Source organism: Microlunatus kandeliicorticis (assembly GCF_014137855.1).
Classification (GTDB): domain Bacteria; phylum Actinomycetota; class Actinomycetes; order Propionibacteriales; family Propionibacteriaceae; genus Microlunatus; species Microlunatus kandeliicorticis.
Window position 1 is genome coordinate 413772 of sequence record NZ_JACGWT010000002.1, and the last position, 21933, is coordinate 435704.

Genomic DNA, 21933 nt, shown 5'->3' on the forward strand with positions numbered 1-21933 from the left:
GCCGGGTTGCGACCACGGTCGTGCTTGCGGCGTCGGGCCGGCTGCCCGGACCCGCGGCTAGGCTGCCGGGATGAACAAGGTGCGGGTCCTGCTGCTGGCTGCGGTGATCGGCGGGAGTGCTGCGGTGTGGTTCCGCCGGCGGCAGCAGCGCGCCGCCGCCGAGGCCGACCTGTGGGCCGAGGCCACCGACTACGTCACCCCCACCCGGGACGCCTGAACCCCGTCCTGAGGGGCGCGCCCGGCGCAGCGACGCGGCACCGCCCGCGCGGGTCGCGCGGACGGTGCCGAGGTGTGTCGGTCGGGCGGTTCGCTCAGGCGGCGTCCTTGATGTGCAGGAAGCGGGCCGAGGTGAAGGCCGACGATGTGCTGGCGATGAACCGGTACGAGGCGTGGCCGCTCCAGCTGTCCTCGCTGATCCAGACGCCAGTGCTGGTCACCTGCTCGACGTAGACCACGTGGCCGCTCGAGCCGCCGCCCGGGGTGTTCCGGCCCCACTGCATGACCGCGCCGACGGCGGGGGTGGTGTTGACCGCGAAGCCCTTCTTCTTGGCGCCGGCCCGCCACTGCCAGGCCGAACCGCCGGGGTAGCCCCACGGCGGGTTCTTCACGCCGGCCAGGGTCAGTCGGTAGGCGACGTAGTTGGTGCAGTTGTGGCCGGCGTACATCCGCCAGTAGCTGATCGCCGGGTTGTAGCCGGTGTAGCTGATGCAGTCGAAGCTGGTCGACCAGCAGGCCGCCGGACGGACCGAGCCGCCGAGCCCGAGGGTCGAGCTCCAGCGCGAGGCGCCCAGCGAGAACAGCACCAGGCTGCCGTCGTTCTGCATCACCAGCCGCGGCACGGCGCCGGTCGACCCCGACTGCCACAGCACGCCGGTGCTGCCGCGGAGGACGACGTTGCCGGTGCTGGTGAGCGCCAGCGAGGGTGCGCTGCCGGTGGTGTTGCTGTGCCACAGGACGTTGCCCGCGGTGTCGGTCACGGCGAGGTCGCCGTTGCTGCCGACGGTGGCGCTGTAGAGGCCGTTCGGTGAGGTGAGCACCCGGCCCGCGCCGAGGGTCTGACCCGGGTAGAGCGTCGCGGTGACCGCGACCCCGACGGTGCGCCGCGCGCTGGTGGCGCGGGTGATCGCCGCGGTGGCGATGCTCCGGGTGCGCAGCGTGAGGCTGGCGGACGAGCGGACCTTGAGCTTGGCCGCGTAGCTGCCGGTGGCGCTGACCTTCGCGGTCGCCGCGGTGGTCCAGACGCCGTTGCGCAGCCGCTGGACGGTGACGGTGGTGCCGCGGAGGGCGTTCGAGGTGACCCCGGAGACGGTGAGCTTCTGGCCGATCGCCGGTCGTTTCGGGCTGAGCTTGCTGATGCTGACCGCCTGGGTCGCGGTGACCCGCCCGATCGGGCTCGACGCCGCGGTGACCCCGGAGGTGCCGGCGTACCGGGCCTGCACCTCGCTGTTGGTCTGCAGCTTGAGGGTGGTCGACCATGCGCCCTTGGTCGTGGTGGTGACGGTCCGGCTCGACCAGCGGGTGGTGCCGACGGTGCGCCAGCGCAGGGTGACCGGTGCGGTCGGGACCGCGGTGGTCGGCCCGGTGGTGGGCAGCGCGACCAGGGTGCCGCGGACCGTCGAGCTCTTCCCGGCCGCGACGGTGGTCGGCAGCTTGAGGGTCACCGAGCCGGTCAGCGGGGTGACCGGGGCCGGGGTGCCGGGCTGGCTGGGGGCGGGCGGGGTGGCGGCGGGCGGGGTGGTGTCGGCGAAGGCGGGCACTGCGGCGAGCGTGCCGAAGGCCACCGTCGCGGTCAGCGCGGTGGCGAGGGTGGTCGGGAGCAGACGGGACAGCGGCGGCACGGAGAACTCCTGGTCCGGGGTCGGTGATCACATGGCCCACCCCCCGGCGTGCCGCACGGGTCGAACCCGTGACTGGGCGTCAATCTGCCTGACCAGCCGGCTCTCTGTCCAGTGATGATCATGAGAATCTGCCGAGGATTCGCCGAGTGGCCGGCGTGTCGCATGATCACCGGGCTGTCCGTGGTCCTCATCCCGATCACGTGGGATCTCGCAGAAACCCGTCGCGTACGCCTAAGATTGTTTCGTGTCGAACTTTGCGGTCGATGCGGTCCCCCCGACGACCGTCGAGACAGACGCCCTGGTGGCCGCGGCCCGCGCGGTCAGTGGCAGCCACGACCTGGAGGCGGTCAGCCGCCCCTTCCTCGACCTGCTGCACCGGTGTGCCGCGTTCGACACCTTCTATCTGACCTCGGTCGACCCGCTCCGGCACGAGCAGCAGGTGTTGTTCGTCGACGACCGCAGCGGGCACCCGACGGTGCTCGAGGGCGCGCAGATCGACTGGGAGCAGACGGTCTGCCGACAGGCTCTCGAGAGCGGGGTCTGCGCCACCACCGACGCAGCCGCCGAGTGGCCCGAGCAGACCCTCAGCGTCCGGCTCGGCATCCGCTCGTACGTCGGGGTGCCGGTCCGCGACGGCGAGGACCGGCTGCTCGGCACCCTGTGCGGGGCGAGCCGGCGGACGGTGCCGGCCGACGCCGAGCTGATCGAGGTGATGGCCATGCTCGCCGGTCTGCTCGCCGACCGCTGGCAGCAGACCCGGGACGACGAGGCCCGGCGCGCCGAGCAGGCGGCCTCGAGGCTGCGCGACTCGGCCCTGGTGCTCACCGAGGCCGAGGAGGAGCTCGGGGCACCGCTGCTGGCCATCCAGGGACTCGCGGACCAGCTGATGACCTCGTGGTCGTCGATGCCGGACGAGCGCCGGGTCGCCGCGCTGCACGGTCTCCGGACCGCTGCCCAGGACGCACATCGGCGGATGCAACAGCTGCTCGGCGAGGCCCGCGAGGACGCGATGAGCCGCGAGCTCGAGCTCCAGCCGGTCGAGGTCGGGCAGGTCATCCACGACGTCGTCGGGGCGGTGCGGCAGGAACGCCCGCACCGCACGGTCCGGCACCCGGTCGGTGAGGCGGCCCGGGTGCGCGCCGACCGCGTCGGGATCCAGCGGGCCATCCGTCACCTGGTCGAGTACGCCGTCGAGCACTCCGGCGACGAAGCGGTGCTCGACGTCTCCCTCCGCCGCAACGGCGACACGGTGGTGGTCTCGGTCGAGGGGCAGGGCATCCGGCTGCCGGCCGCGGGCGAGGAGTTCGTCCCGTTCGCCCGCCGCGAGGCGGCGACCGTCACCCCCATCCACCGGGCAGCGGTCCGCGACGTCGACCCCGTCGCCGAGCCCGCCGCGGTCGCGCCCGCCGGGCCCGGCCTCGGTCTCTACGTGGCCCGCAACCTGGTGCTGGCGATGGGCGGTGACGTCCGGGTGAGCCGCTCGGGTGCGGCCGCCGCCTTCGCGGTCAGCCTGCCGGCTGCCTGAACCCGATCGCCCGCCCGACCGTCCCCCGGGGACCTCGAACGGCCGCCACCCTGGGGGTGGCGGCCGGAGACGGCGGTCGTGATCTTGCGGCCGGTGCCCGACATGGCTCACCGACAAAGAGCCCGTCCTGGGGAAACGGCCGGGCACCGGCCACGTGTGGGAGTCAGCCCGAGGTGCCGACCGGGGACACCTGGAGCTGCTTGACGTCCGTCCGCTGGCAGGCCTGCGTCTTGTAGGGGACGTAGGCCGCGGTGGTCGAGGCCGGCGGGTAGACGCGGAAGCCGTCCGAGGTGGTGGGGGCGCACGACTTGGCGTCGAAGTTGCCCGCGTTGGCGATCTGGAGCAGCGCGGTCGTGGCCTCGCCCGAAGCAAGCTTCACCACGCCGGCCTTGCCGTTCTCCGCACGGGTGGCCGCCGAGCCGAGCTGCGTCCCGTTCTTGTCGCCGACGAAGGCGACGCCCGGGTAGCCGTAGAGGTTGCAGCTGCTCGCGCTGGTGTTGGTGAAGGTCAGCAGCACGTAGACGCTGCCGGCCGCGCCGCCGCCGTCGGCGGTCTTGACCCCGAGGTCGAGGTCGCCGAGCGTGCAGGTGGGCGTGCCCGCAGGGGTGCTGCTCGGGCTGCTGCTGGTGCTCTCCGAGCTGCTGGAGGGCGTGCTCGTCGCGGTGCTCGAGCCGGAGCCCGAGGACGAGCTGGTGGTCGAGTCGTCGGGAGTCGGGCTGGTGCTCGAGGTCGGGCTCACGGAGCTCTGGCTCGGAGCCGGTACGGCCGACCCGGCGGCGGTGGTCTGCACCCCGTTGCCGCAACCGGCGGCCAGCACGAGCAGCGCACCGGCACCGAGGACCGCTGAAGCCCGCCGGAGCACCGCCGGGCGCGTCATCGTGTTCATGTCCTCGACGGTAGGCCGCCTTCGTCCCAGCCCCGGCACCGCGACGTCACAGCCTCGTCACAGTCCGTCATCACCGCTCGTGATCACCGGGTCCCCGGCGGGACCGGTGCTCAGGCGTCCGACCGTGGCGCCGACCCGGGCAGGTCGATGATCACCCGGGCGCCGCCCTCGGGAGCGTTCTGGAAGCTCAGCCGGGCCCCCAGCACGCCGGCCTGACCCGTGGCGATGATCAGACCCAGCCCGTGCCCGTCGCGGTGCGTGCTGTCCTGCCGGAACCGCTGCGGACCCGCAGCCAGGAACTCGGGGCTGAAGCCCGGCCCGTGGTCGGTGATCATGATCCGGTGGGCCTGGGTGTCGATCTCCACCGGGGCCCGCCCGTGCCGGAGCGCGTTGCGGACCAGGTTGCTGATCACCCGGTCGAGCCGGCGCGGGTCGGTCAGGATCATCACCTGGTCGCCGCCGCCGTAGACCTCGACCGCGCCGGCCGGGTACTCGCCGGTGGCGATCCCGCGGTCGACCGAGCGGCGGACCAGCTCGGGCAGCACCACGTGCTCGAGCTCGGCGGTCTCCACCCCGGTGTCGAGCCGCGCCACCTCGAGCAGGTCCTGCACCAGGCTGGTCAGCGCCGCCACCCGGTCGCGCACCAGCTGGGCGGGCCGCGAGTCGTCGAGCAGCGAGGCCGCCGCGGCCAGCCCGGTGACCGGCGTCCGCAGGTCGTGCGCGACGTCGGCGGTCACCCGCTGCTCCGAGCGCAGCTGTTCGGCCAGCCGTTCGGCCATCGCGTCGACGGCGTCGGCGAGCGCGCCGACCTCGTCGTGTCCGGGGCCGACCGCGGCCCGCAGCGAGGTGTCCTCACCGCGGCTGACCGCTCGCGCCGCCCCGGCCGCCAGCCGCAGCCGACGGGACAGACCGGTGGCCAGCCCGGCACCGATCAGACTGGCCAGCACCACGGTCGCCACGCCGGCGACCAGCAGCGACTGGTCGACCGCACGGACGCCCGGGTCGACGGCCGCGAAGGTGCTGCGGATGCTCAGCACCGTCGACCCGGACCGCCCGGCCGCCCACAGCTCGCGGGTGCTCCCGCCGGTGACCAGGGTGGCCCGTGCGCCGTCGGCGCGGACGGCGTCGCGGAGCCGGCTCGGCAGCGCGGGGTCGTTCACCTGCGCGCCGAAGCTGAGCAGGTCGGTGGCCTGGTAGATCTCGATGGCGGCACGGATCTGGGCGTCGGCGTTGCTGCGCTGCGCGTCGATCCGGTTCTGGATCACCAGCAGGTGCACGGCGACGGCCAACCCGGCCACCGCGACCAGCACCACCGCGGCGATCGACGCGGTGATCCGGAGCCGCAGCCCGGTGCGCATCAGCGCGTCCCGGCCGGGCTCATCGGCGCAGCTTGTAGCCGAACCCGCGGACGGTCTCGATCCGGTCGTTGCCGATCTTGGCCCGCAGCCGCTGGATGTGGACGTTGACCAGGTGCGCGTCGTCGGCCCAGTCGGGGTAGTCCCAGACCCGCGTCAGCAGCGTGTTCCGCGACAGCACCACGCCGGTGTTGTCGGCGAGCTCGAGGAAGAGCCGCATCTCGGTCGGGGTCAGCGGCACCGGTTCGCCGTCGCGGCGGAGCTCGAGCGCCTGCCGGTCGAGGGTGAGGTCGCCGTAGGTCTCGAGCTCGGTCGCGGCTCCGGACTCGGCCCTGCCGGTGGGCAACGAACGCCGGGCGACGCTCCGCAGCCGGGCCAGCAGCACCTGGACGTCGAAGGGCTTGGTCACGTAGTCGTCGGCGCCCGCCTCGAGCCCGGTGACCACGTCGATCGAGTCGCCGCGCGCCGACACCAGCAGGAACGGGGTGTCCCCGACGCCGCGGACCCGTCGGCAGAGGCTGATCCCGTCGAGACCGGGCAGCATGATGTCGCTCAGCACCACGTCGAAGGCGGCGTCGTCGCCCCGGTGCTGCTCGAAGATCTGCCAGGCGCGCAGGCCGTCGGTGGCCCACTCCACCTCGTAGTCGTAGCGCTCGAGGTTGAGCTGGGTCGCTTCACCGATGACCGGGTCGTCCTCCACCCACAACAGTCGCGGCCGCACCCCGCAAGCTCACCACGACGACCTCACGATCGCGTCACAGCAGCGGCGGCCGTGTCGCGGACGGCGACGGCCCCGCGTCAGGTGCGGGTCGGGTGCGGGTCAGGGTGCGGAGAAGGACGGCTCGGCGTGCAGCGCCTCGAGGGTCTCGTCGCGCCAGGCCGGCCCGTCGGGATAGGTGAACTCGGCGATGCTGTCGAGCTTCATCTCCGCGCCACCGCCGGGCACCCGCGGAGCCACGTAGCGACCGTTCTCGATCACCACCGGCTCGACGAAGTGCTCGTGCAGGTGGTCGACGTACTCGAGGTAGTGGTCGTCCCAGCTACCGGCGACCGCGACGTAGTCGAACATCGCGAAGTGCTGCACCAGCTCGCACAGCCCGACGCCGCCGGCGTGCGGGCAGACCGGCACGCCGAACTTGGCGGCCAACAGGATGATCGCGACCAGCTCGTTGACCCCGCCGACCCGGCAGGCGTCGAGCTGGACGGCGTCGATCGCGTCCGCCTGCAGCAGCTGCTTGAACATGATCACGTTCTGGCACTGCTCGCCGGTGACGACCTTGATCGGGCTGACCGCCTTGCGCACCGCGGCGTGGCCGAGGATGTCGTCCGGCGAGGTCGGCTCCTCGATCCAGTAGGGATCGAACTCGCCGAGCCTGCCGACCCACTCGATCGCCTCGGCGACGCCCCACACCTGGTTGGCGTCGATGCCGATCGGCACGTCCGACCCGACGGCCGCGCGGGCCAGGCCGAGCCGGCGGACGTCCTCGGCCGGGTCGGCCCCGACCTTGAGCTTGATCATCCCGAAGCCGTCGGCGACGGCCTCCTTGCACAGCCGCTGGAGCTTGTCGTCGTCGTAGCCGAGCCAGCCCGGGGTGGTGGTGTAGGCCGGGTGGCCCTCGGCCAGCAGCCGGGCAGTGCGCTCGGCCTTGCCGGGCTCGGCGGCCCGGAGCAGCGCCAGCGCCTCGTCCTCGGTGAGTGCGTCGCGGAGGTAGCGGAAGTCGACCAGCCCGACCAGCTGCTCGGGGCTCAGCTCGCTGAGCAGCTGCCAGAGCGGCTTGCCGGCCCGGCGGGCGGCCAGGTCCCAGACCGCGTTGACCACGGCGCCGGCGGCCATGTGGATGGCGCCCTTCTGCGGGCCGAGCCAGCGCAGCTGGCCGTCGTTGGTGACGCGGGCGGAGAGCTCGGCGGTGTCGGCGATGGCCGCGTCGATGCTGGTGCCGCAGACCAGCGGCTCGAGCTCCTTGATGGCCGCGGCCTGCAGCCCGTTGCCGCGGCCGGAGGTGAAGACCAGGCCGTAACCCTTCTCGCCCGAGGAGGTGTGCAGCACCAGGTAGGCGGCGGAGTAGTCCGGGAACGGGTTCATCGCGTCCGAGCCGTCGCGGTGCCGCGAGGTGGGGAAGCGGACGTCGTGCACCTCGAGTTCGGTGATGACGTTGTGCGGGTCCGAGGGGTCAGGGCTGACGGTCATCTCTTCCACCATCTTTCGTTGTCGCTCGCCGGCGGGTGCTCCGGTGCAGCCGAGGACTGCCGCGGCGAGCGGCCAGGCTATCGCGACCGACGGGGTCTCGGTGAATCCCCGCGGGAACGAGTCCTCCTACCTTTGGCTCATTCTCCGCACCGCTGAACCCGCGTGCAAGCCGTTTGGACGACCGACATGGCGGGTACTCACGAGCCTGACATCGACGGCTGGCGCCATGACATCGGATGATTCGGGTGTGCGCGCGCTCAGCGCGCGCCGGGCTCAGAGCGAGCTGGAGGCGGCCAGGGTGCGGCGGAAGCTCATCAGCAGCCGCTGGCAGACCGACGGGCTCGGGCCGAAGTCCTGGTTGTCGGTCCGCCGGGTGTTGAGGAACTCGCTGTAACCGCTGAGCTTGTCGTCGTCGAGGTCGAGATTGCGGTAGGCCATCGTCCAGGACGGGAACTGCCGCTCGGGGCGGTCGCCCTCCCAGATGGTGATCAGGCCGTGGTGGCGGGGGTCGACCGCGATCCGGGTGTAGAGGTCGCGGACGGTCTGCTCCTCGCCCTCGAGCACCTGCATGATGTTGCCGTCGATGTAGAGCAGGGCTCCGGTCACGCCGAGCTCGCCGTTGTGACGGTGCGCGGTGGCCAGGATGTCGTCTAGGTCGTCGTGGGTCAGCAACTGGGTTGCCGTGCTCACGTAGACGAGGGAGTAGACCACGACGCCAGCCTAATACGGCACTGGGTGACCCGCGCTGAGCCGGACGAGAGCTGAAGCCGTGCGCTGAGCCCGTCGAAGCGGCGAGCACCACTCCCCAGGGGGCGCCCGAGGGAGGACACTGATCGCGTGGCGACGGCGGTGGTGATCGGAGCGAGCTTCGCGGGGCTCCTGTCGGCGAGCGCGCTGCGCCGCCGCGGGTACGACGTGACCGTGCTCGAGCGGGACGTGCTGGCCCCCGACACCGGTCCGCGCGACGGAGTGGCGCAGAGCCGGCAGCCGCACGTCCTGCTGCACCGCGGCCTGCTGGCCATCGAGTCGCTGCTGCCCGGGGTCGAGCAGGACCTGCTCGCCCGTGGAGGCGTGCCCTTCAACACCGGGCGGATGCCGTGGTTCGGCGAGCACGGCTGGTCGCCGGTGAACGACTGGTCTTTCGAGATCATCTCGATCAGCCGGCCGGTGCTCGAGGCGGTCGTGCGCGAGCACGTGCTGGCCCAACCGGGGCTGACGCTCGAGAGCGGGGCCCGGGTCGACGGGCTGGAGCGCGACGGCGACCGCTGGCGGGTGCGGCGGGCCGGGGCCGAGCCGCTGAGCGCGGAGCTGGTCGTCGACGCGACCGGGCGGAGCTCGCGGCTGCCGCACTGGCTGGCCGAGCTCGGCGTCCGGGTGCCCGAGCCGGACACGATCGACGCCAAGGTCGGGTACGCCTGCCGGGCCTACCGGGTGCCCGACGGTGCCCGCCTCGGGCTGCGGACGGGGATTTTGGTCGCCTCGACCCCGGAGCACCCCCGTGGCGGGCTGGCGCTGCCGATCGAGAACGGGCGCTGGCTGGTCTGCGCGGTCGGGTACGGCGACGACCGTCCGACCCGCGACAACGAGGCGTTCGAGCCGTTCTTCCGGAGCCTGCGCGACCCGGCGCTCTCCGACCTGATCGCCGGGCTGGAGCCGGACGGGGACGTGATCATCCACCGGCAGACCCAGAACCGGCGGCAGCGCTACGTCGACGCGTCCGACTGGCCGGGCGGGTTGCTGGCCGTCGGCGACGCGCTGTGCGCGTTCAACCCGGTCTACGGCCAGGGCATCACGGTGTCGGCCTGCCAGGCCGAGCTGCTGGCCAGCGAGCCGACGCTCAGGGCCGGACCGCTCGGCGGGGCGGCGACCCGTCGGCTGCAGCGGAGGGTGGGGGCGATCACCGAGCTGCCCTGGTCGGTGGCCACCAGTGAGGACCTGCGGATGCCGACCAGCGACGGCGAGCTGACCGCGGTGCAGCGGGCGAGCCTGGTCTGGACGACCCGGCTGATGCGGCTCAGTGCGGCCGGCGACGAGGCGTGCGTACGGACGTTCAACCGGGTCTACCACCTGATGGGGGACCCGAAGCTGCTGTTCAGCCCGCCCGTGGTGCGGTCCGTGCTGCGTTCGGTGGTGCGCGGGGTGCCGGAGCCGCTGCCCAAGCCGGAGATCGCGCTGTTCTCCTGATCGGCGGGGTGTCCGGTCAGCGCACCAGGGCCTGGACCTCGCCGACCGGGAGCTGGGTGGCGTTGTCGGTGTAGAGATTGATGACGCCGGACTGGCCGTTGATGGTCCAGGTGACGGCCCAGGTGGCGATGGCGACCACCGTGTAGTCGCCCATCGGCAGTGACGGGGCGCTGTAGGTGTAGCCGCAGTCGGGCGACGGGGTGCCGGGTTGGACGGACTCGGTCCAGGGCGTGCCGCCGCCGGCGCAGGTGCGGGTGTGGCCGTCGCCCATCCGGTAGGTGACGCTGGCCAGCCGGGCGTCGAGCGCGACGCTCTGGGCGCCGACGGTCTCGGTGACGGGTCCGATGTGGGTGGTGGTGCCTGCGGACAGCCAGAGCGGATAGCCGACGGCGGCCATCTTCCACCGGTTGATCGACGGGGGCGGTCCGATCGCCGGCTTCGCGTCGGGGACCGTCAGCCGGGCCACCGCGATCTCGGCGATCTGCTGGGGAGACAGCGCGGCCGGCTGGTTGGGCTGGGTGAGCTCCCGGATGGCCTGGCCGTTGTCGGGCGGCGGGGTCGGCGCGGGGCCGGGCGAGCACGCGGACCCGCCGTTCAGGTTGTCCCCGCAGGTGGCGCCGGTGGCCCGGCGGCGCTGGTAGGCGGCGTAGTCCTGGAGGTACTTCGCCATGGCCGCCTTGTAGGCGGCTCCTGGATCAGGAGCTTTCGAGTTTGATCGCGAGGCTCGCGCGTGCGGCCGCTCGGGCGTGCGCCGGGGCGCTGATGGCGACTGTGATCCACCCGGATTGGTGTTCTGCCCTGAGGATTTGGCCGTTGTCGTATTGCCGGATTGAGAGATTCCTCCGGGGTCGTTTACGTCCGCTTCCGCGACTGCTGGGACGCATAGCAAGAGGAGCACGACGGCGGCACCAAACCCGCGCCTCAACATCTGCTGGCCTGTTGATCGTCGGACTCCCAGATCTTCCAATCGTTATCGATTTGCCTGAAGTACATGGTGCCTTTGATGAGCAGTCCGTGACCAACAACCTTGCCTGAGCCATCGATGATCCTGTTCTGCCGGCCATCGACGCAAAAGGTGAACGTCAGCTCAGTCGCAGGACTGTCAGACCGATGTAACCCGGGTTCGAACTTCGGCGTATCGACTTCGAAGTCCCCGGTATATCGAAGCTTTTGCTTATGAATCTGCGCGACATAACCGGCGAATGCCGAAAGGTAGGGACCTGCGGCGTAGCGCTTCATCGTAGGAGTGGGTTCGATAGCGCCGCCGGCTCGAGTAACTTTGATGTATTCCGCGTAGAACGCCTTGTAGGCATTCGTGGAGGCCGCGACGGCTGCCGCCTGCTCCTTCTCCTTCTGTGCCTTTTCCGGCGTGCACGGGTCAGTCACCGTCGAGGTGCTGCAGCTGAAGGTCGGGCTCGGCGTCGGCGAGGCGGTCGGCTGCGGATCGGGGGTGCACCCGGCCGCGAGCAACGCGGCAGCGGCGACGGCAGCCGCCAGCGACCTCGATCGGCGCACCTTCCCCCTCCTGGGCTCGACAAGGCGTTCATCCTCACCCGGCCCGGGGGCAGTCGCAACCGACCTCGGCGAAGTTGTGGACAACGCCGACACGCAGGATGCGCGCACCGGAGAGCGGTCAGGTCCCCGACGGCCGCAGGGCCGACGCCATCACCCGCTGCTCCGGGTCGAGCACGGCCAGCACCCGGTCGAGGACCTCCGACAGCTGCGCGATCTGCTCGGGCGTGAGCACGTCGATGACCAGCGACCGCACCGTGCCGACGTGGCCCGGTGCGGCGTGCACCACCTTCTCCCAGCCGGCCTCGGTCAGCACCAGGTTGACCGCGCGCTTGTCCCCGGGACACGGCTCGCGTTGGACCCAGCCCTCGGCTTCGAGCCGGCTCATCACCCGCGACAGCCGCGGCAGGGTCGCGTTGGTCATCGCCGCCAGCGCGGTCAGCCGGAGCCTCCGCGCCGGCGCTTCGGACAGCATGGCCAGCGAGAAGTAGTCGAAGTGGCTGAGCTGCTCGTCCCGCTGCAGCTGCGCGTCGAGCTCACGCGGGAGCAGCTCCACCACCGCGGCCAGCCGGATCCAGGCGTGCCGCTCGTCCTCGCTCAGCCAGCGCGTGTCCATCACAGCCCTCCTCGGTTGAAATCTCAACGACCACTGCCTACGATACTTGTATCTACAACAAACCAGCCGAAGGGCCCACCATGGAGTCCACGCAAGACCTGCTCGCCGCCGACACCCGGATGGGGGCCGTGTCGCTGCGCGTCGCCGATCTCGACGCGATGACCGCCTACTACCGCGATGCGGTCACGCTCTCGGTGCTGCGGACCGAGGCCGGCCGGGTGGTGCTCGGCCGCGGCACCGAACCGGTCGTGATCCTTGAGCACGCGCCCGAGATGCGGCACGCCTCGCCGAGTTCGGCCGGGCTGTTCCACACGGCGATCCTGTTCGAGACCGAGGCCGACCTGGCCACCGCGGTCTGGTCGGTGGCCAGTCGCCACCCGGGCACCTTCACCGGCAGCGCCGACCACCTGGTCAGCCAGGCGTTCTATTTCACCGACCCCGAGCGCAACGGCGTCGAGCTCTACACCGACCGCGACCGGACGGCCTGGAGCTGGACCCACGGACAGGTCGAGATGGCCAGCCTGCAGCTCGACCCGAACCGGTTCCTGCGGGACCACCTCGACCAGACCGCGGTCGACGAGGCGGACCGACGACCGGCCACGGTCGGGCACGTGCACCTCTCGGTCGGCGACATCCCGAGCGCCCGCACCTTCTACGTCGAGCGGCTCGGCTTCGAGACCACGGCCGAGCTCGGCGGATCGGCGCTCTTCGTCAGCGCCGGCGGCTACCACCACCACATGGCGATGAACACCTGGAACAGCCGCGGCGCCGGCCGCCGGCAGCAGACGCTGGGCCTCGGGCTGGTCCGGATCGAGGTCCCGGGCCTCGACGACCTCGGCGCCCTGGGCGAGCGGCTCGACTTCTACGGCGTCCCGACCTCCGACGACGGCCGCACCGTTCGCTTCGAGGACCCGTGGGCCAACCGGATCGAGGTCAGCCCGGCCGCCTGAGGCCCCATCCGCGCACAACGGGGGTGATCCGCACCGACATCGGTGTGGATCTCCCCCGTTGTCGTCGAGGACGGTGCGCGAGGCCTCAGATGTTCGCCTCGCGGCCCGACGGCGCCCCGGCGGGCAGCTCGGGCGCGCCTTGCTCGGCCGCTCCGCCGGACGGACAGTCGAGGCCGAGCGTGTAGGCGGTCATCGAGAGCGACCCGTAGGCGTACCCGTCGACGAGGACGTCGGCGCCCGTCCCGGAGGCACCGGCCAGCCCGGCCAGATAGAGCAGCGGGATGTAATGGTCGGGCGTCGGGACCGCGTGGCCGAAGTCGCGGTGACCGTCGAGGGCCGCGGTCTCGGTCGGCTGGTCGGCCATCACCTGCTTGACCTGCTCGTCGAACCGCTGCGCCCAGTCGAACCCGCCGTCGGGCAGCGTCGGGCTCATCCCGCCGAGGTTGTGCACCACGTTGCCGCTGCCGACGATCAACACGCCCTGCTCGCGCAGCGGAGCCAGCCGCGCGCCGAGATCGAGGTGGTAGTCGAAGCCCTGGTCGGCGTTGATGCTCAGCTGCATCACCGGCACGTCCGCGTCCGGGAACACGTGCATCAGCACCGACCAGGTGCCGTGGTCGATGCCCCAGCTGTCGACGTCCGCGCCCACCCAGGTCGGGTGCACGACGTCACTGACCTCCTCGACGAAGCCGGGCAGCCCGGGTGCCGGGTACTGGACGTCGAACAGCTCCTGCGGGAAGCCGTAGAAGTCGTGGATGGTGCGGGGCCGCGGCATCGCGGTGACCGCGGTCGCGTTGATGTACCAGTGCGCCGAGACGACGAGGATCGCCCGCGGTTTCGGCACCGCCGCGCCGAGCGCGTGCCAGGCCCGGGTGTAGCGGTTGTCGGCCAGGGCGTTCATCGGGTTGCCGTGGCCGATGAACGCGGCGGGCATCAGCGCGGGACTGCTCGGTGTGGACACGGCTCACCTCACGGACGTCGACGGTCGGCTCATCCTCGCAGGCCGACGCGCCTGCCGGTCGGACGTTCGAGCGGCCGCTCGCCGGGTACGTCCCGACCATGACGCCACCCGGAACCCGATCCGACCAGACGCTCGCGCTCGCCCGGCAGGGCTATCGCTGGGCGGCCCGGTTGCGCGGCGGACGCGAGGCGGTGCCGTGTCGCCTGCTCGGGCGCCGCGCCGTGCTCGTCGGCGGACCGGCGGGCGTCCGACGCTTCTACGACGACCGGCTGCAGCGGCACGGCGCCTTCCCCGCGGCGATCCGGCTGGTGCTGTTCGGGCCCGGCGCGGTCCACGGACTCGACGACGAGGCCCACCACGCGCGCAAGGCGATCTTCGTCGGACTGCTCGACGCCCGCGCGGTGCAGCGGCTCCGCGCGGTCGCGGCGGAGGAGTGGCAGAACGCCCTCGACGCCTGGGCGCCGGGGGAACGGCGGACCGTCTGGCCGTTGGCGGTCGACGTGATCGGTCGCGCGGTGCTGAGCTGGGCCGGCGTCCGCTGCTCCCGGAGTGAGGTCGGACACCGCAGCCGCCAGCTCGCCGCGGTGGTCGACGGGTTCGCGCGGCCGGTCCGCCCCTACCTGCGGGCCGTCGCCGACCGGCGGGCGCTCGACCGGTGGGCGGCCGGGTTGGTCCGCGACGTCCGCGAGGGACGCTCGGCGGCACCCGAGGGGAGTCCACTGGTGGTGATCGCCCGGGCCACCGATCCCTCCAGTCGGTTGTTGCCGGCCCGGGTGGCGGGGGTCGAGTTCCTCAACGTGGTGCGCCCGACGGTGGCGTCGTCGTGGTTCGTGGCGTTCGCGGCGCTGATGCTGGCCGAGCGGCCGGACTGGCGGGCTCGGATGGACGACCCGCTGATGCGGTACGCGTTCGCGCAGGAGGTTCGTCGGCACTTCCCGTTCGTCCCGGCGCTGGTGGCCCGGACCCGGCGGGCCCAGGACGTCCTCGGCTCCCCGCTGCCCGCGGGCGGGCTGGTGGTGCTCGACGTCTACGGGACCAACCACGACCCGCAGGCTTGGGACGAGCCCGACCGGTTCCTGCCGGAGCGGTTCCTCGACCGGACGGTCCGGCCGGACTCGCTGGTGCCGCAGGGTGGCGGTGCGCTGGCCACCGGGCACCGCTGTCCCGGCGAGGACGTGGTGCTGGCGATGATCGATGCCGCCTGCCAGGCGCTGGCCGAGCGGGCCTGGACGCTGCCGGAGCAGGACCTCGACTGGCCGGCCAGCCCGCTGCCGACCCGGCCGCGGAGCGGGGTGGTGCTGGTGCGCGAGCGCGAACCGGTGGAGGTCGGCCGCGGCTAGCCTGCCGCCATGCCGCGGCTGATCCACCTCAACGGTCCGCCCGGGATCGGCAAGTCGACCCTGGCGGCGCTGGGGGTGGAGCGACACCCGGGCACGCTCGACCTCGACGCCGACCAGCTGCACCCGCTGATCGGCGGCTGGCTCGACCTCGGCGAGAGCTGAGGTCCGGACACGACAGCAGGACCGGCAATCGCGACTCCGGGGGAAGGGAGACGTGGTTGCCGGTCCTGTGCTGTGGTGCGTGTCGGGTTGTGGGTACTGCCGGGGCGTCGGCGGGTCGTTCGTCGCGGCGTCGGGGGCCACCGCCACGAAGTCACCTGGTGACGTCATGGTCGTGCGTGTCGGTTCCGGTGTGGATCTCGTGCCGGCGTCGGGGGCCGCCAGCCCGGAATCTGCTCCGGATCGTCAGGTCCGGTGGTGATCGTTCGCCTCGGCGTCGGGGGCCGCCTCGGGTCCGGATCGTTCGTTCCTGACACCCAGAACACTACGGACTTCGCGGAGCCTGTTCTCGGCGTCGCGTGCACACCTGCTCGGCAATCCGTGCAGTCCTGTTCAGATGCTGGTGGGCTCGTAGCGGGTCAGGGCGATCTGGCCGCCGGTCAGCTCCCCGAGCTCGCTCGCCCCCTCTGGCGTCGCGCGCCAGGCGCGGTAGGCGTCGTCGGCCTCGACCGACTCCCAGGTCTCGATCACCACCAGGTGGTGCGGGTCGGTGAGGTCGCGCACGACCTCGGCCGAGACGAATCCTGGTCGGGCGCGGGTGTCGGCCAGCACCGCGCTCAGCCGGGCTTCCGCATCAGCGGGAGCGTCAGGACGAAAACGGAGGTCGAGCAGCGAGGTGATCGGCATGGCACGACGCTAACGGGTGCGAGGCACGGTGCGAGGGGTGGAGCCAAGGGGACTCGAACCCCTAACCCCCTGCTTGCAAAGCAGGTGCGCTACCAATTGCGCCATGGCCCCGGGTGGGCCGGCCGGAGCCGGACCGACGGCTCAGATTAGAGCACCCGGCTCGGGCCGGACAAAGGAGAACTCGTCCGCCCGCGCGAGGGTGGGCCCCGACCCGCCGCTTCGCGCCGACTAGCGCATCGCTGAGTAACCCTCGTGGAGACTCGCCCGGTCAAACGATCACCACGTACCCTGGGGTGCCATGTGGTCCCAGCGCGAGGTCATCGACTACGCGCTGCAGCGCCGGTCGACCCTCGAGGCGCTGCGGCGACCGTCGCGCACCCTCTCGCGCCCCGACGTCTGCGACGCGGACCCGATGCTGGTGCGCAGCGCCAAGTACCACGGCGAGCCTTCCGACAGCCCGTGCCCGGTCTGCCGCTCGGAGAAGCTGACGCTGCTCCACTACACCTTCGGCGACCAGCTCGGGCAGTACTCCGGCCGGATCAAGCGCACCCCCGAGCTCGAGGAGATGGCGCACGAGTACGGCGAGTTCAAGGTGGTCGTCGTCGAGGTCTGCCTGGACTGCCGCTGGAACCACATGATCATGTCGTACCTGCTCGGCGACGGCGTCAAGCGCAAGCCGCCGCGGCGCCAGCAGACCGTCGAGGACATCTATGGCTGAACCCACCACCGGCGGGAAGACCCCTCGCCGGGGTTCCGGCGCGCCCGCCTCCGGCTCCGCGAAGCCCGGGAAGCGGAAGCCGAAGCGCACCCGCGGCCAGAAGGTCGGCCGGTTCTTCGGGATCACCGCCCTGGTCGTCGCCATCTGCATGGTGCTCGGCTTCGGCGCCCTCGCGGTCGGCTATCTCCGCACCGAGGTGCCCGACCCCAACAAGGCGTTCACCACCAACACCACCTTCGTCTACTACGACGACGGCAAGACCCAGCTCTCCAGCCTGGCCATCCAGAACCGGCAGTCGATCAGCTACGACGAGATGCCGGCCAGCATCAAGGAAGCGATCGTCGCGGCCGAGAACCGGACCTTCTGGACCGACCCCGGCATCTCGATCAGCGGCATGGCCCGTGCGGCCCTCAACATCGCCCGCGGCGGCAGCCTGCAGGGCGGCTCGACGATCACCCAGCAGTACATCAAGGTGCTCTACCTCACCGAGAACCAGACGGTGTCGCGCAAGATCAAGGAGATCTTCCTCGCCGCCAAGCTCGGCCGCAGCGTCCCCAAGCAGGACATCCTGCGCGACTACCTCAACACCATCTACTTCGGCCACGGTGCCTACGGCATCCAGGCCGCCAGCAAGGCCTACTTCGGGATCGACGCCAAGAAGCTGTCGGTGCCGCAGGCCGCCGTGCTGGCCAGCGTGATCAACAATCCCTCCCTCTTCGACCCCGACGACCCGGACAACCGCCCGCGGCTGCTCGACCGCTACCGCTACGTCCTCGACGGCATGCGGCAGGCGGGCAACATCACGCCCGCGCAGGAGGCGCAGTACGCCAAGGCGCTGCCCAAGTTCCCGAAGATCAAGACCCCGGAGCGCTACGGCGGTCCGCAGGGCTTCCTGCTCAAGGCGGTCGAGGACGAGCTGGGCACCATCGGGCTCGACGAGAGCCAGGTGCAGGGCGGTGGCTACAAGATCGTCACCACCTTCGACAAGAAGAGCGAGGACGCCGCGGTCGAGGCGGCGCAGAAGTACACCAAGATCGCCGCCGGCAACGCCGGTCGGAAGACCTCGACCCTGCACGCCGCGGTCGCCTCGGTCGACGTCTCGACCGGTGCCGTCCGCGCGATGTACGGCGGCCCGAACTACATCGACAACTCCCGCAACTGGGCCACCACCCACCGGCCGACCGCCTCGACCTTCAAGGCGTTCACGCTGGCCGCCGGGCTCGAGAACGGCTTCAGCCTGCGCTCGACCTTCCACGGCAACACCTGGTACCTGCCGGGTGACCCGATCCCGGTGCGCAACGAGAACAACGACCAGTACGGCTATGCGGTCAACCTGATCCGGGCCACCGCGCTGAGCATCAACACCGCCTTCGTCGACCTGATCACCCAGCTCAAGGACGGCAGGGCGGCGGTCGAGAAGGTGGCCGAGGACGCCGGCGCCCCGAAGACCACCGGCTGGGACGCGGCCGAGCGCAACGTCCCGATCGGCACCCCCGAGGTCAGCCCGCTCAACCTGGCCTCGGCCTACGCGACCTTCGCCAACGGGGGCGTGCACGTCCCGGTCCACGTGATCAAGGCGATCTACGACCACAACGGCAACCTCGTCTACAAGGCCGACCCGAAGACCAACCGGGCGGTCAGCAAGGACGTCGCCGCCGACACCACCTACGCACTGTCGAGCGTGGTCGACCAGGGCACCGGCCGGGTCGTCCAGGCCCTCGGCCGTCCGGTGGCCGGCAAGACCGGTACCAACGGGGTCGACACCCCCGGCCAGGGCAACATCGTCAACTCCTCCTGGTTCGTCGGCTACACCAGGCAGATCTCCACCGCGGTGATGTACGTCGCCGGCAACAGCGGCAGCGCGAGCCTCGATCCCTACCGCCAGCCCGGTGACACCACCTTCTACGGCGCCACCTACCCGGCCCGCACCTGGCTCGACTACATGCAGGTCGCCACCCAGGGCCAGAGCATCGAGAAGTTCCCCGACCCGGCCTGGGTCAACACCGACGGTCCGCCGCCGGCGACCAGCGCCCCGCCGACCAGCGCCACCCCGACGCCGTCGAAGACGCCGAGCTCCACCCCGACCCCCAGCGCCACCCCCTCGGAGACCCCGAGCGCGCCGGCCAGCTCGGCCAGCGCCCCGGAGTCGAGCCGCACGCCCGAACCCCCCGCCCCCAGCTCCAGCTCGAGCAGCAGCAGCGGTTCTCCCGAACCGCCCGGCCGCGGCCGCAACGGCGAGAACGCGACCGGCACCAGCAGCGCGGCCGGCCCGGCGGGCAGCACCTCGGGCAACGGCTGATGAGTCGACCCGGGGCGGTGATCGAGGCCCCGGCCGACACCGACGGGTTCGCCCGTCGGCTCAGCGCCCGGATCGGTGGTCCGCTCGGGCAGCACGCCTCGGCGGTCAAGAGCGCCCCGAACGCCGCCGTCGCGGTGATGGTCGTCGCCACTCTCACCTGGCTGGTCGGGATGGTGCAGCGACTCCCGTGCCGCACCACCGACGCCGCGCACTACCCGGACGCCTTCAAGCTGATGTGCTATTCGGACATCGGCATCCTCTACCGCGACCGCGGTTTCGTGCTCGGCAACGTCCCCTACCTGCAGAGCGGCGACTACCCGATCCTCGAGTACCCGACGCTGACCGGCTGGTTCCTCCAGGTCGAGGCGGTGATCGCCCGGGTCTTCGGCGCCCAGGTCGGAGTCGGACTGAGCAGCCAGCAGCAGCTCGACTCCTCCAACGTCTTCTTCGACGTCAACCAGGTGCTGCTCTTCGCCTGCTTCGCGGTGGTGGTCGGCGCCCAGCTGCGCACCGTCCGCGGCCGGCCGTGGGACGCGCTGATGGTCGCCGCGTCGCCCTGCGTCGCGGCCACCGGACTGATCAACTGGGACCTGTTCGCGGTCGCCCTGACGTCGGTCGCGCTGCTGCTCTGGTCGCGCCGCCGACCGACCGCCGCCGGGGTGCTGATCGGGCTGGCCACCGCGGCCAAGCTGTATCCGGTGCTGCTGCTCGGACCGCTGCTGCTGCTCTGTCTGCGCGGCAACCGGATGCCCGCCTTCGCCCGCGCCTTCGGCGGCGCGGCGATCGCCTGGTTGGTCGTCGACCTGCCGGTGATCATCGTCGCGCCCGACGCGTGGCTCTACTTCTGGCAGTTCAACAGCGACCGGCAGGGTGACCTCGGCTCGCTCTGGTACGTGTTCAGCCTGGCCGGGCACCCGGTGCCCTCGCTCAACGCGGTGAGCACCGGGCTGCTGCTGGTCGGCTGCCTGGCCATCGGGGTGCTGATCATGGTGTCGCCGCGCCGGCCGCGGTTCGGCCAGGTGGCCTTCCTGGTCGTCGTGGTCTTCCTGGTGACCAACAAGGTCTACTCCCCGCAGTACGTGCTCTGGCTGTTGCCGCTGCTGGTGCTGGCCCGGCCGCGCTGGCGCGACTGGCTGCTGTTCACCAGCGCCGAGCTCTTCTACTGGGGGGCGATCTGGTGGCACCTCGACGGCGTGCTCGGCCCGGGCAACGGCGGGCCGGACCGGACCTACTGGCTGGCGGTCATCGTCCGGATCGTCGTCGAGCTGGTGATCGCCGGGTTCGTCGTCCGCGACATCCTGCGGCCCGAGCACGACCCCGTGCGGACCCCGCGCGCGGTCGGACCGCCGCGTCGCGACGGCACTCATGCCCTGATCGACGACCCTGGCGGCGGCCTGCTCGACGGCGCCCCGGACGCCCGCTGGCTGACCGCGCTGCTGCGACCGGGCCGCGAGGCGGTCAGCGGTGACCGCTGAGGCCGGGCTGCGCGAACGCGGACCCAGCGTCCGCGCCGAGCGGGTGGCCGGTCTGCGGTCCCGGCTCCGCGCCCCGGCGGTCCGGACCGTCGCGCAGGCCTGGCTGGCCAGCCGCGGACTGATCGCGCTGGTCGCGTTGCTGCTCGCGCTGCAGGGCTACCGGCTCGGTGACCAGGTGAGCAACTGGGACGTCCAGCACTTCGTCGCGCTCGCCCGCGGCGGCTACCTGGCCGACCCGAGCGGCAAGCTGATGGCTTTCTTCCCCGGGCTGCCGCTGCTGCTCCGCGGCGGGCTGCTGCTCGGCGTCCCGGTGCAGGTCACCGGCATCGTGCTGGCGACCGCCGGGTCGATCGCCGCGGCGGCTGCGCTGGCCCGGCTCGGAGGACCGTGGGCGGCGGTGGCCTGGCTGTTCGCCCCCACCGCGGTCTTCACCACCGTGCCCTACACCGAGTCGCTGTTCTGCGCGGCCGCGTTCTGGGCCTGGGAACGTGCCCGCGCCGACCGCTGGGTGGCCGCGGCGGTGCTGGCCGGGCTGGCCTGCACGGTGCGGGTGTCCGGGCTGTTCCTGGTCGGGGCGCTGGTGGTCATGATCATCACCAGCCGCCGTGCGAGCGGATCAGGCCCTTCGACCAGCGCAGGCCCTTCGACAGGCTCAGGGAGCGGTTGGGGTCTCTCGACAGGCTCGAGGCACCAACGTTCAGGGGTGGGGCGGAAGCTGGCGCTGATGCTGCTGCCGACGGCGGTGCTGGCCGGGTTCGCCACCTACCTGCACACGCTCACCGGGAGCTGGACGGCCTGGTACCACGCGCAGTCGACCGGGTGGGTGCGCAGCTTCACCTGGCCCTGGCAGTCGTTCCTCAACACCATCCCGGCGATCGTGCCCGGCGCCTACGCCGACCACCCCTACTGGGCCTGGGTGTTCCGCGGCGAGATGGCCTCGATGGCGATCGGTGTCGGCGTCACGGTCTGGTGCCTGGTCCGCCGGCGGTGGGCCGAGGCCAGCTGGGTCGGGGTGCAGGTGCTGGCGTTCTCGCTGTCCTACTGGTTCTTCTCGGTCAACCGGGCCCTGCTGCTCTGGTTCCCGCTGTGGATCATGCTGGCTGAGTGGGGGCGGTGGCGCCCGCGCCGGCGCGTCCCACGGGTGCTGCACCGGACGGCGGTGGTCACGCTGTTCGTCGCCGGCGCCGTACTCATGCTGTGGTGGAGCTGGTTGTTCTTCACCGGGCACTGGGCGTCGTGA

At 71.8% G+C, this 21933-nt stretch carries 21 protein-coding genes and 1 tRNA gene; 10 read left to right on the forward strand and 12 right to left on the reverse strand.

The window, feature by feature from the left end:
* Positions 1-70: 70 nt before the first annotated feature.
* Positions 71-217 (forward strand): DLW-39 family protein, encoded by a 147-nt coding sequence (locus tag FHX74_RS06615; protein WP_182559306.1) that lies wholly within the window; start codon positions 71-73, stop codon positions 215-217.
* 94 nt (positions 218-311) lie between these two features.
* Here FHX74_RS06615 and FHX74_RS06620 read toward each other — a convergent pair whose 3' ends face one another.
* A complete protein-coding gene (locus tag FHX74_RS06620) occupies positions 312-1838 on the reverse strand; it encodes a CHAP domain-containing protein (protein ID WP_182559307.1) in 1527 nt (508 codons plus the stop codon).
* 244 nt (positions 1839-2082) lie between these two features.
* Between FHX74_RS06620 and FHX74_RS06625 the strand changes: the two genes are divergently transcribed.
* Entirely contained in the window at positions 2083-3363 is a 1281-nt protein-coding gene (locus FHX74_RS06625) for a GAF domain-containing sensor histidine kinase (protein ID WP_182559308.1), read from the forward strand.
* Between the two features lie 163 nt (positions 3364-3526).
* Here FHX74_RS06625 and FHX74_RS06630 read toward each other — a convergent pair whose 3' ends face one another.
* The 5 genes from FHX74_RS06630 to FHX74_RS06650 form a co-directional block, all read right to left on the reverse strand.
* The gene (locus tag FHX74_RS06630) at positions 3527-4240 is read right to left on the reverse strand and encodes a DUF4232 domain-containing protein (RefSeq protein ID WP_182559309.1); all 714 of its coding nucleotides are present in this window, start codon (positions 4238-4240) and stop codon (positions 3527-3529) included.
* A 119-nt stretch (positions 4241-4359) separates the two neighbouring features.
* Positions 4360-5607, reverse strand: a complete 1248-nt coding sequence (locus FHX74_RS06635; protein WP_182559310.1) for a sensor histidine kinase — start codon at positions 5605-5607, stop codon at positions 4360-4362.
* Positions 5608-5626: 19 nt separating this feature from the next.
* On the reverse strand, positions 5627-6304 hold the full coding sequence (locus FHX74_RS06640; protein WP_328823674.1) for a response regulator transcription factor: 678 nt from the start codon (positions 6302-6304) through the stop codon (positions 5627-5629).
* A 120-nt stretch (positions 6305-6424) separates the two neighbouring features.
* On the reverse strand, positions 6425-7792 hold the full coding sequence (locus FHX74_RS06645; RefSeq protein WP_182559311.1) for an enolase C-terminal domain-like protein: 1368 nt from the start codon (positions 7790-7792) through the stop codon (positions 6425-6427).
* A 273-nt stretch (positions 7793-8065) separates the two neighbouring features.
* The gene (locus FHX74_RS06650) at positions 8066-8503 is read right to left on the reverse strand and encodes a BLUF domain-containing protein (protein ID WP_182559312.1); all 438 of its coding nucleotides are present in this window, start codon (positions 8501-8503) and stop codon (positions 8066-8068) included.
* A 126-nt stretch (positions 8504-8629) separates the two neighbouring features.
* Between FHX74_RS06650 and FHX74_RS06655 the strand changes: the two genes are divergently transcribed.
* Positions 8630-9976, forward strand: coding sequence for an FAD-dependent oxidoreductase (locus FHX74_RS06655; protein WP_182559313.1), 1347 nt, complete (start codon positions 8630-8632; stop codon positions 9974-9976).
* A 16-nt stretch (positions 9977-9992) separates the two neighbouring features.
* Here FHX74_RS06655 and FHX74_RS06660 read toward each other — a convergent pair whose 3' ends face one another.
* The 3 genes from FHX74_RS06660 to FHX74_RS06670 all read right to left on the reverse strand — a co-directional run bounded on the left by FHX74_RS06660 (position 9993) and on the right by FHX74_RS06670 (position 12104).
* Positions 9993-10646 (reverse strand): hypothetical protein, encoded by a 654-nt coding sequence (locus FHX74_RS06660; protein WP_182559314.1) that lies wholly within the window; start codon positions 10644-10646, stop codon positions 9993-9995.
* Positions 10647-10897: 251 nt separating this feature from the next.
* Positions 10898-11491: a hypothetical protein gene (locus FHX74_RS06665; protein WP_182559315.1), complete on the reverse strand. Its 594-nt coding sequence runs from the start codon at positions 11489-11491 to the stop codon at positions 10898-10900.
* Positions 11492-11609: 118 nt separating this feature from the next.
* Positions 11610-12104, reverse strand: a complete 495-nt coding sequence (locus FHX74_RS06670) for a MarR family winged helix-turn-helix transcriptional regulator (protein ID WP_182559316.1) — start codon at positions 12102-12104, stop codon at positions 11610-11612.
* Positions 12105-12184: 80 nt separating this feature from the next.
* Between FHX74_RS06670 and FHX74_RS06675 the strand changes: the two genes are divergently transcribed.
* Positions 12185-13054 (forward strand): VOC family protein, encoded by an 870-nt coding sequence (locus FHX74_RS06675; protein ID WP_220483579.1) that lies wholly within the window; start codon positions 12185-12187, stop codon positions 13052-13054.
* An 85-nt stretch (positions 13055-13139) separates the two neighbouring features.
* On the opposite strand, the gene ygiD is transcribed toward FHX74_RS06675, so the two are convergent.
* Entirely contained in the window at positions 13140-14015 is an 876-nt protein-coding gene (gene ygiD / locus FHX74_RS06680; RefSeq protein ID WP_328823675.1) for a 4,5-DOPA-extradiol-dioxygenase, read from the reverse strand.
* A gap of 98 nt (positions 14016-14113) precedes the next feature.
* Between ygiD and FHX74_RS06685 the strand changes: the two genes are divergently transcribed.
* Complete coding sequence (locus FHX74_RS06685) at positions 14114-15355, forward strand: cytochrome P450 (protein ID WP_182559317.1); 1242 nt, start codon at positions 14114-14116, stop codon at positions 15353-15355.
* A 9-nt stretch (positions 15356-15364) separates the two neighbouring features.
* Positions 15365-15517, forward strand: coding sequence for an ATP-binding protein (locus FHX74_RS06690; RefSeq protein WP_182559841.1), 153 nt, complete (start codon positions 15365-15367; stop codon positions 15515-15517).
* 390 nt (positions 15518-15907) lie between these two features.
* Here the strand turns inward: FHX74_RS06690 and FHX74_RS06695 are convergent, their stop codons facing one another.
* Together FHX74_RS06695 and FHX74_RS06700 are read right to left on the reverse strand one after the other, a co-directional pair.
* The gene (locus FHX74_RS06695) at positions 15908-16201 is read right to left on the reverse strand and encodes a putative quinol monooxygenase (RefSeq protein WP_182559318.1); all 294 of its coding nucleotides are present in this window, start codon (positions 16199-16201) and stop codon (positions 15908-15910) included.
* 38 nt (positions 16202-16239) lie between these two features.
* Positions 16240-16312 (reverse strand) — tRNA-Ala (locus FHX74_RS06700).
* 187 nt (positions 16313-16499) lie between these two features.
* On the opposite strand from FHX74_RS06700, the gene FHX74_RS06705 reads away from it, so the two are divergent.
* From FHX74_RS06705 to FHX74_RS06720, 4 genes are read left to right on the forward strand one after another with little or no spacing between them, the layout of a single operon-like run.
* Positions 16500-16919 carry a DUF5318 family protein gene (locus FHX74_RS06705; protein WP_182559319.1) on the forward strand — a complete coding sequence of 140 codons (420 nt, stop codon included), beginning with the start codon at positions 16500-16502 and terminating at the stop codon, positions 16917-16919.
* On the forward strand, positions 16912-19218 hold the full coding sequence (locus FHX74_RS06710; protein ID WP_235970339.1) for a transglycosylase domain-containing protein: 2307 nt from the start codon (positions 16912-16914) through the stop codon (positions 19216-19218). Before FHX74_RS06705 ends, FHX74_RS06710 begins: the two co-directional genes overlap by 8 nt.
* A complete protein-coding gene (locus FHX74_RS06715; protein WP_235970340.1) occupies positions 19218-20693 on the forward strand; it encodes a glycosyltransferase family 87 protein in 1476 nt (491 codons plus the stop codon). Before FHX74_RS06710 ends, FHX74_RS06715 begins: the two co-directional genes overlap by 1 nt.
* Positions 20683-21933 carry a hypothetical protein gene (locus tag FHX74_RS06720; RefSeq protein WP_407941466.1) on the forward strand — a complete coding sequence of 417 codons (1251 nt, stop codon included), beginning with the start codon at positions 20683-20685 and terminating at the stop codon, positions 21931-21933. Before FHX74_RS06715 ends, FHX74_RS06720 begins: the two co-directional genes overlap by 11 nt.

Excerpts from the sequence above, each read along its gene's own strand:
- FHX74_RS06615 (WP_182559306.1), top strand. The coding sequence starts at position 71 with ATGAACAAGGTGCGGGTCCTGCTGCTGGCTGCGGTGATCGGCGGGAGT.
- FHX74_RS06630 (WP_182559309.1), bottom strand. The coding sequence starts at position 4,240 with ATGACGCGCCCGGCGGTGCTCCGGCGGGCTTCAGCGGTCCTCGGTGCC.
- FHX74_RS06635 (WP_182559310.1), bottom strand. The coding sequence starts at position 5,607 with ATGCGCACCGGGCTGCGGCTCCGGATCACCGCGTCGATCGCCGCGGTG.
- FHX74_RS06645 (WP_182559311.1), bottom strand. The coding sequence starts at position 7,792 with ATGACCGTCAGCCCTGACCCCTCGGACCCGCACAACGTCATCACCGAA.
- FHX74_RS06660 (WP_182559314.1), bottom strand. The coding sequence starts at position 10,646 with ATGGCGAAGTACCTCCAGGACTACGCCGCCTACCAGCGCCGCCGGGCC.
- FHX74_RS06670 (WP_182559316.1), bottom strand. The coding sequence starts at position 12,104 with ATGGACACGCGCTGGCTGAGCGAGGACGAGCGGCACGCCTGGATCCGG.
- FHX74_RS06675 (WP_220483579.1), top strand. The coding sequence starts at position 12,185 with ATGGAGTCCACGCAAGACCTGCTCGCCGCCGACACCCGGATGGGGGCC.
- FHX74_RS06685 (WP_182559317.1), top strand. The coding sequence starts at position 14,114 with ATGACGCCACCCGGAACCCGATCCGACCAGACGCTCGCGCTCGCCCGG.
- FHX74_RS06690 (WP_182559841.1), top strand. The coding sequence starts at position 15,365 with ATGCCGCGGCTGATCCACCTCAACGGTCCGCCCGGGATCGGCAAGTCG.
- FHX74_RS06695 (WP_182559318.1), bottom strand. The coding sequence starts at position 16,201 with ATGCCGATCACCTCGCTGCTCGACCTCCGTTTTCGTCCTGACGCTCCC.
- FHX74_RS06705 (WP_182559319.1), top strand. The coding sequence starts at position 16,500 with ATGTGGTCCCAGCGCGAGGTCATCGACTACGCGCTGCAGCGCCGGTCG.
- FHX74_RS06710 (WP_235970339.1), top strand. The coding sequence starts at position 16,912 with ATGGCTGAACCCACCACCGGCGGGAAGACCCCTCGCCGGGGTTCCGGC.
- FHX74_RS06715 (WP_235970340.1), top strand. The coding sequence starts at position 19,218 with ATGAGTCGACCCGGGGCGGTGATCGAGGCCCCGGCCGACACCGACGGG.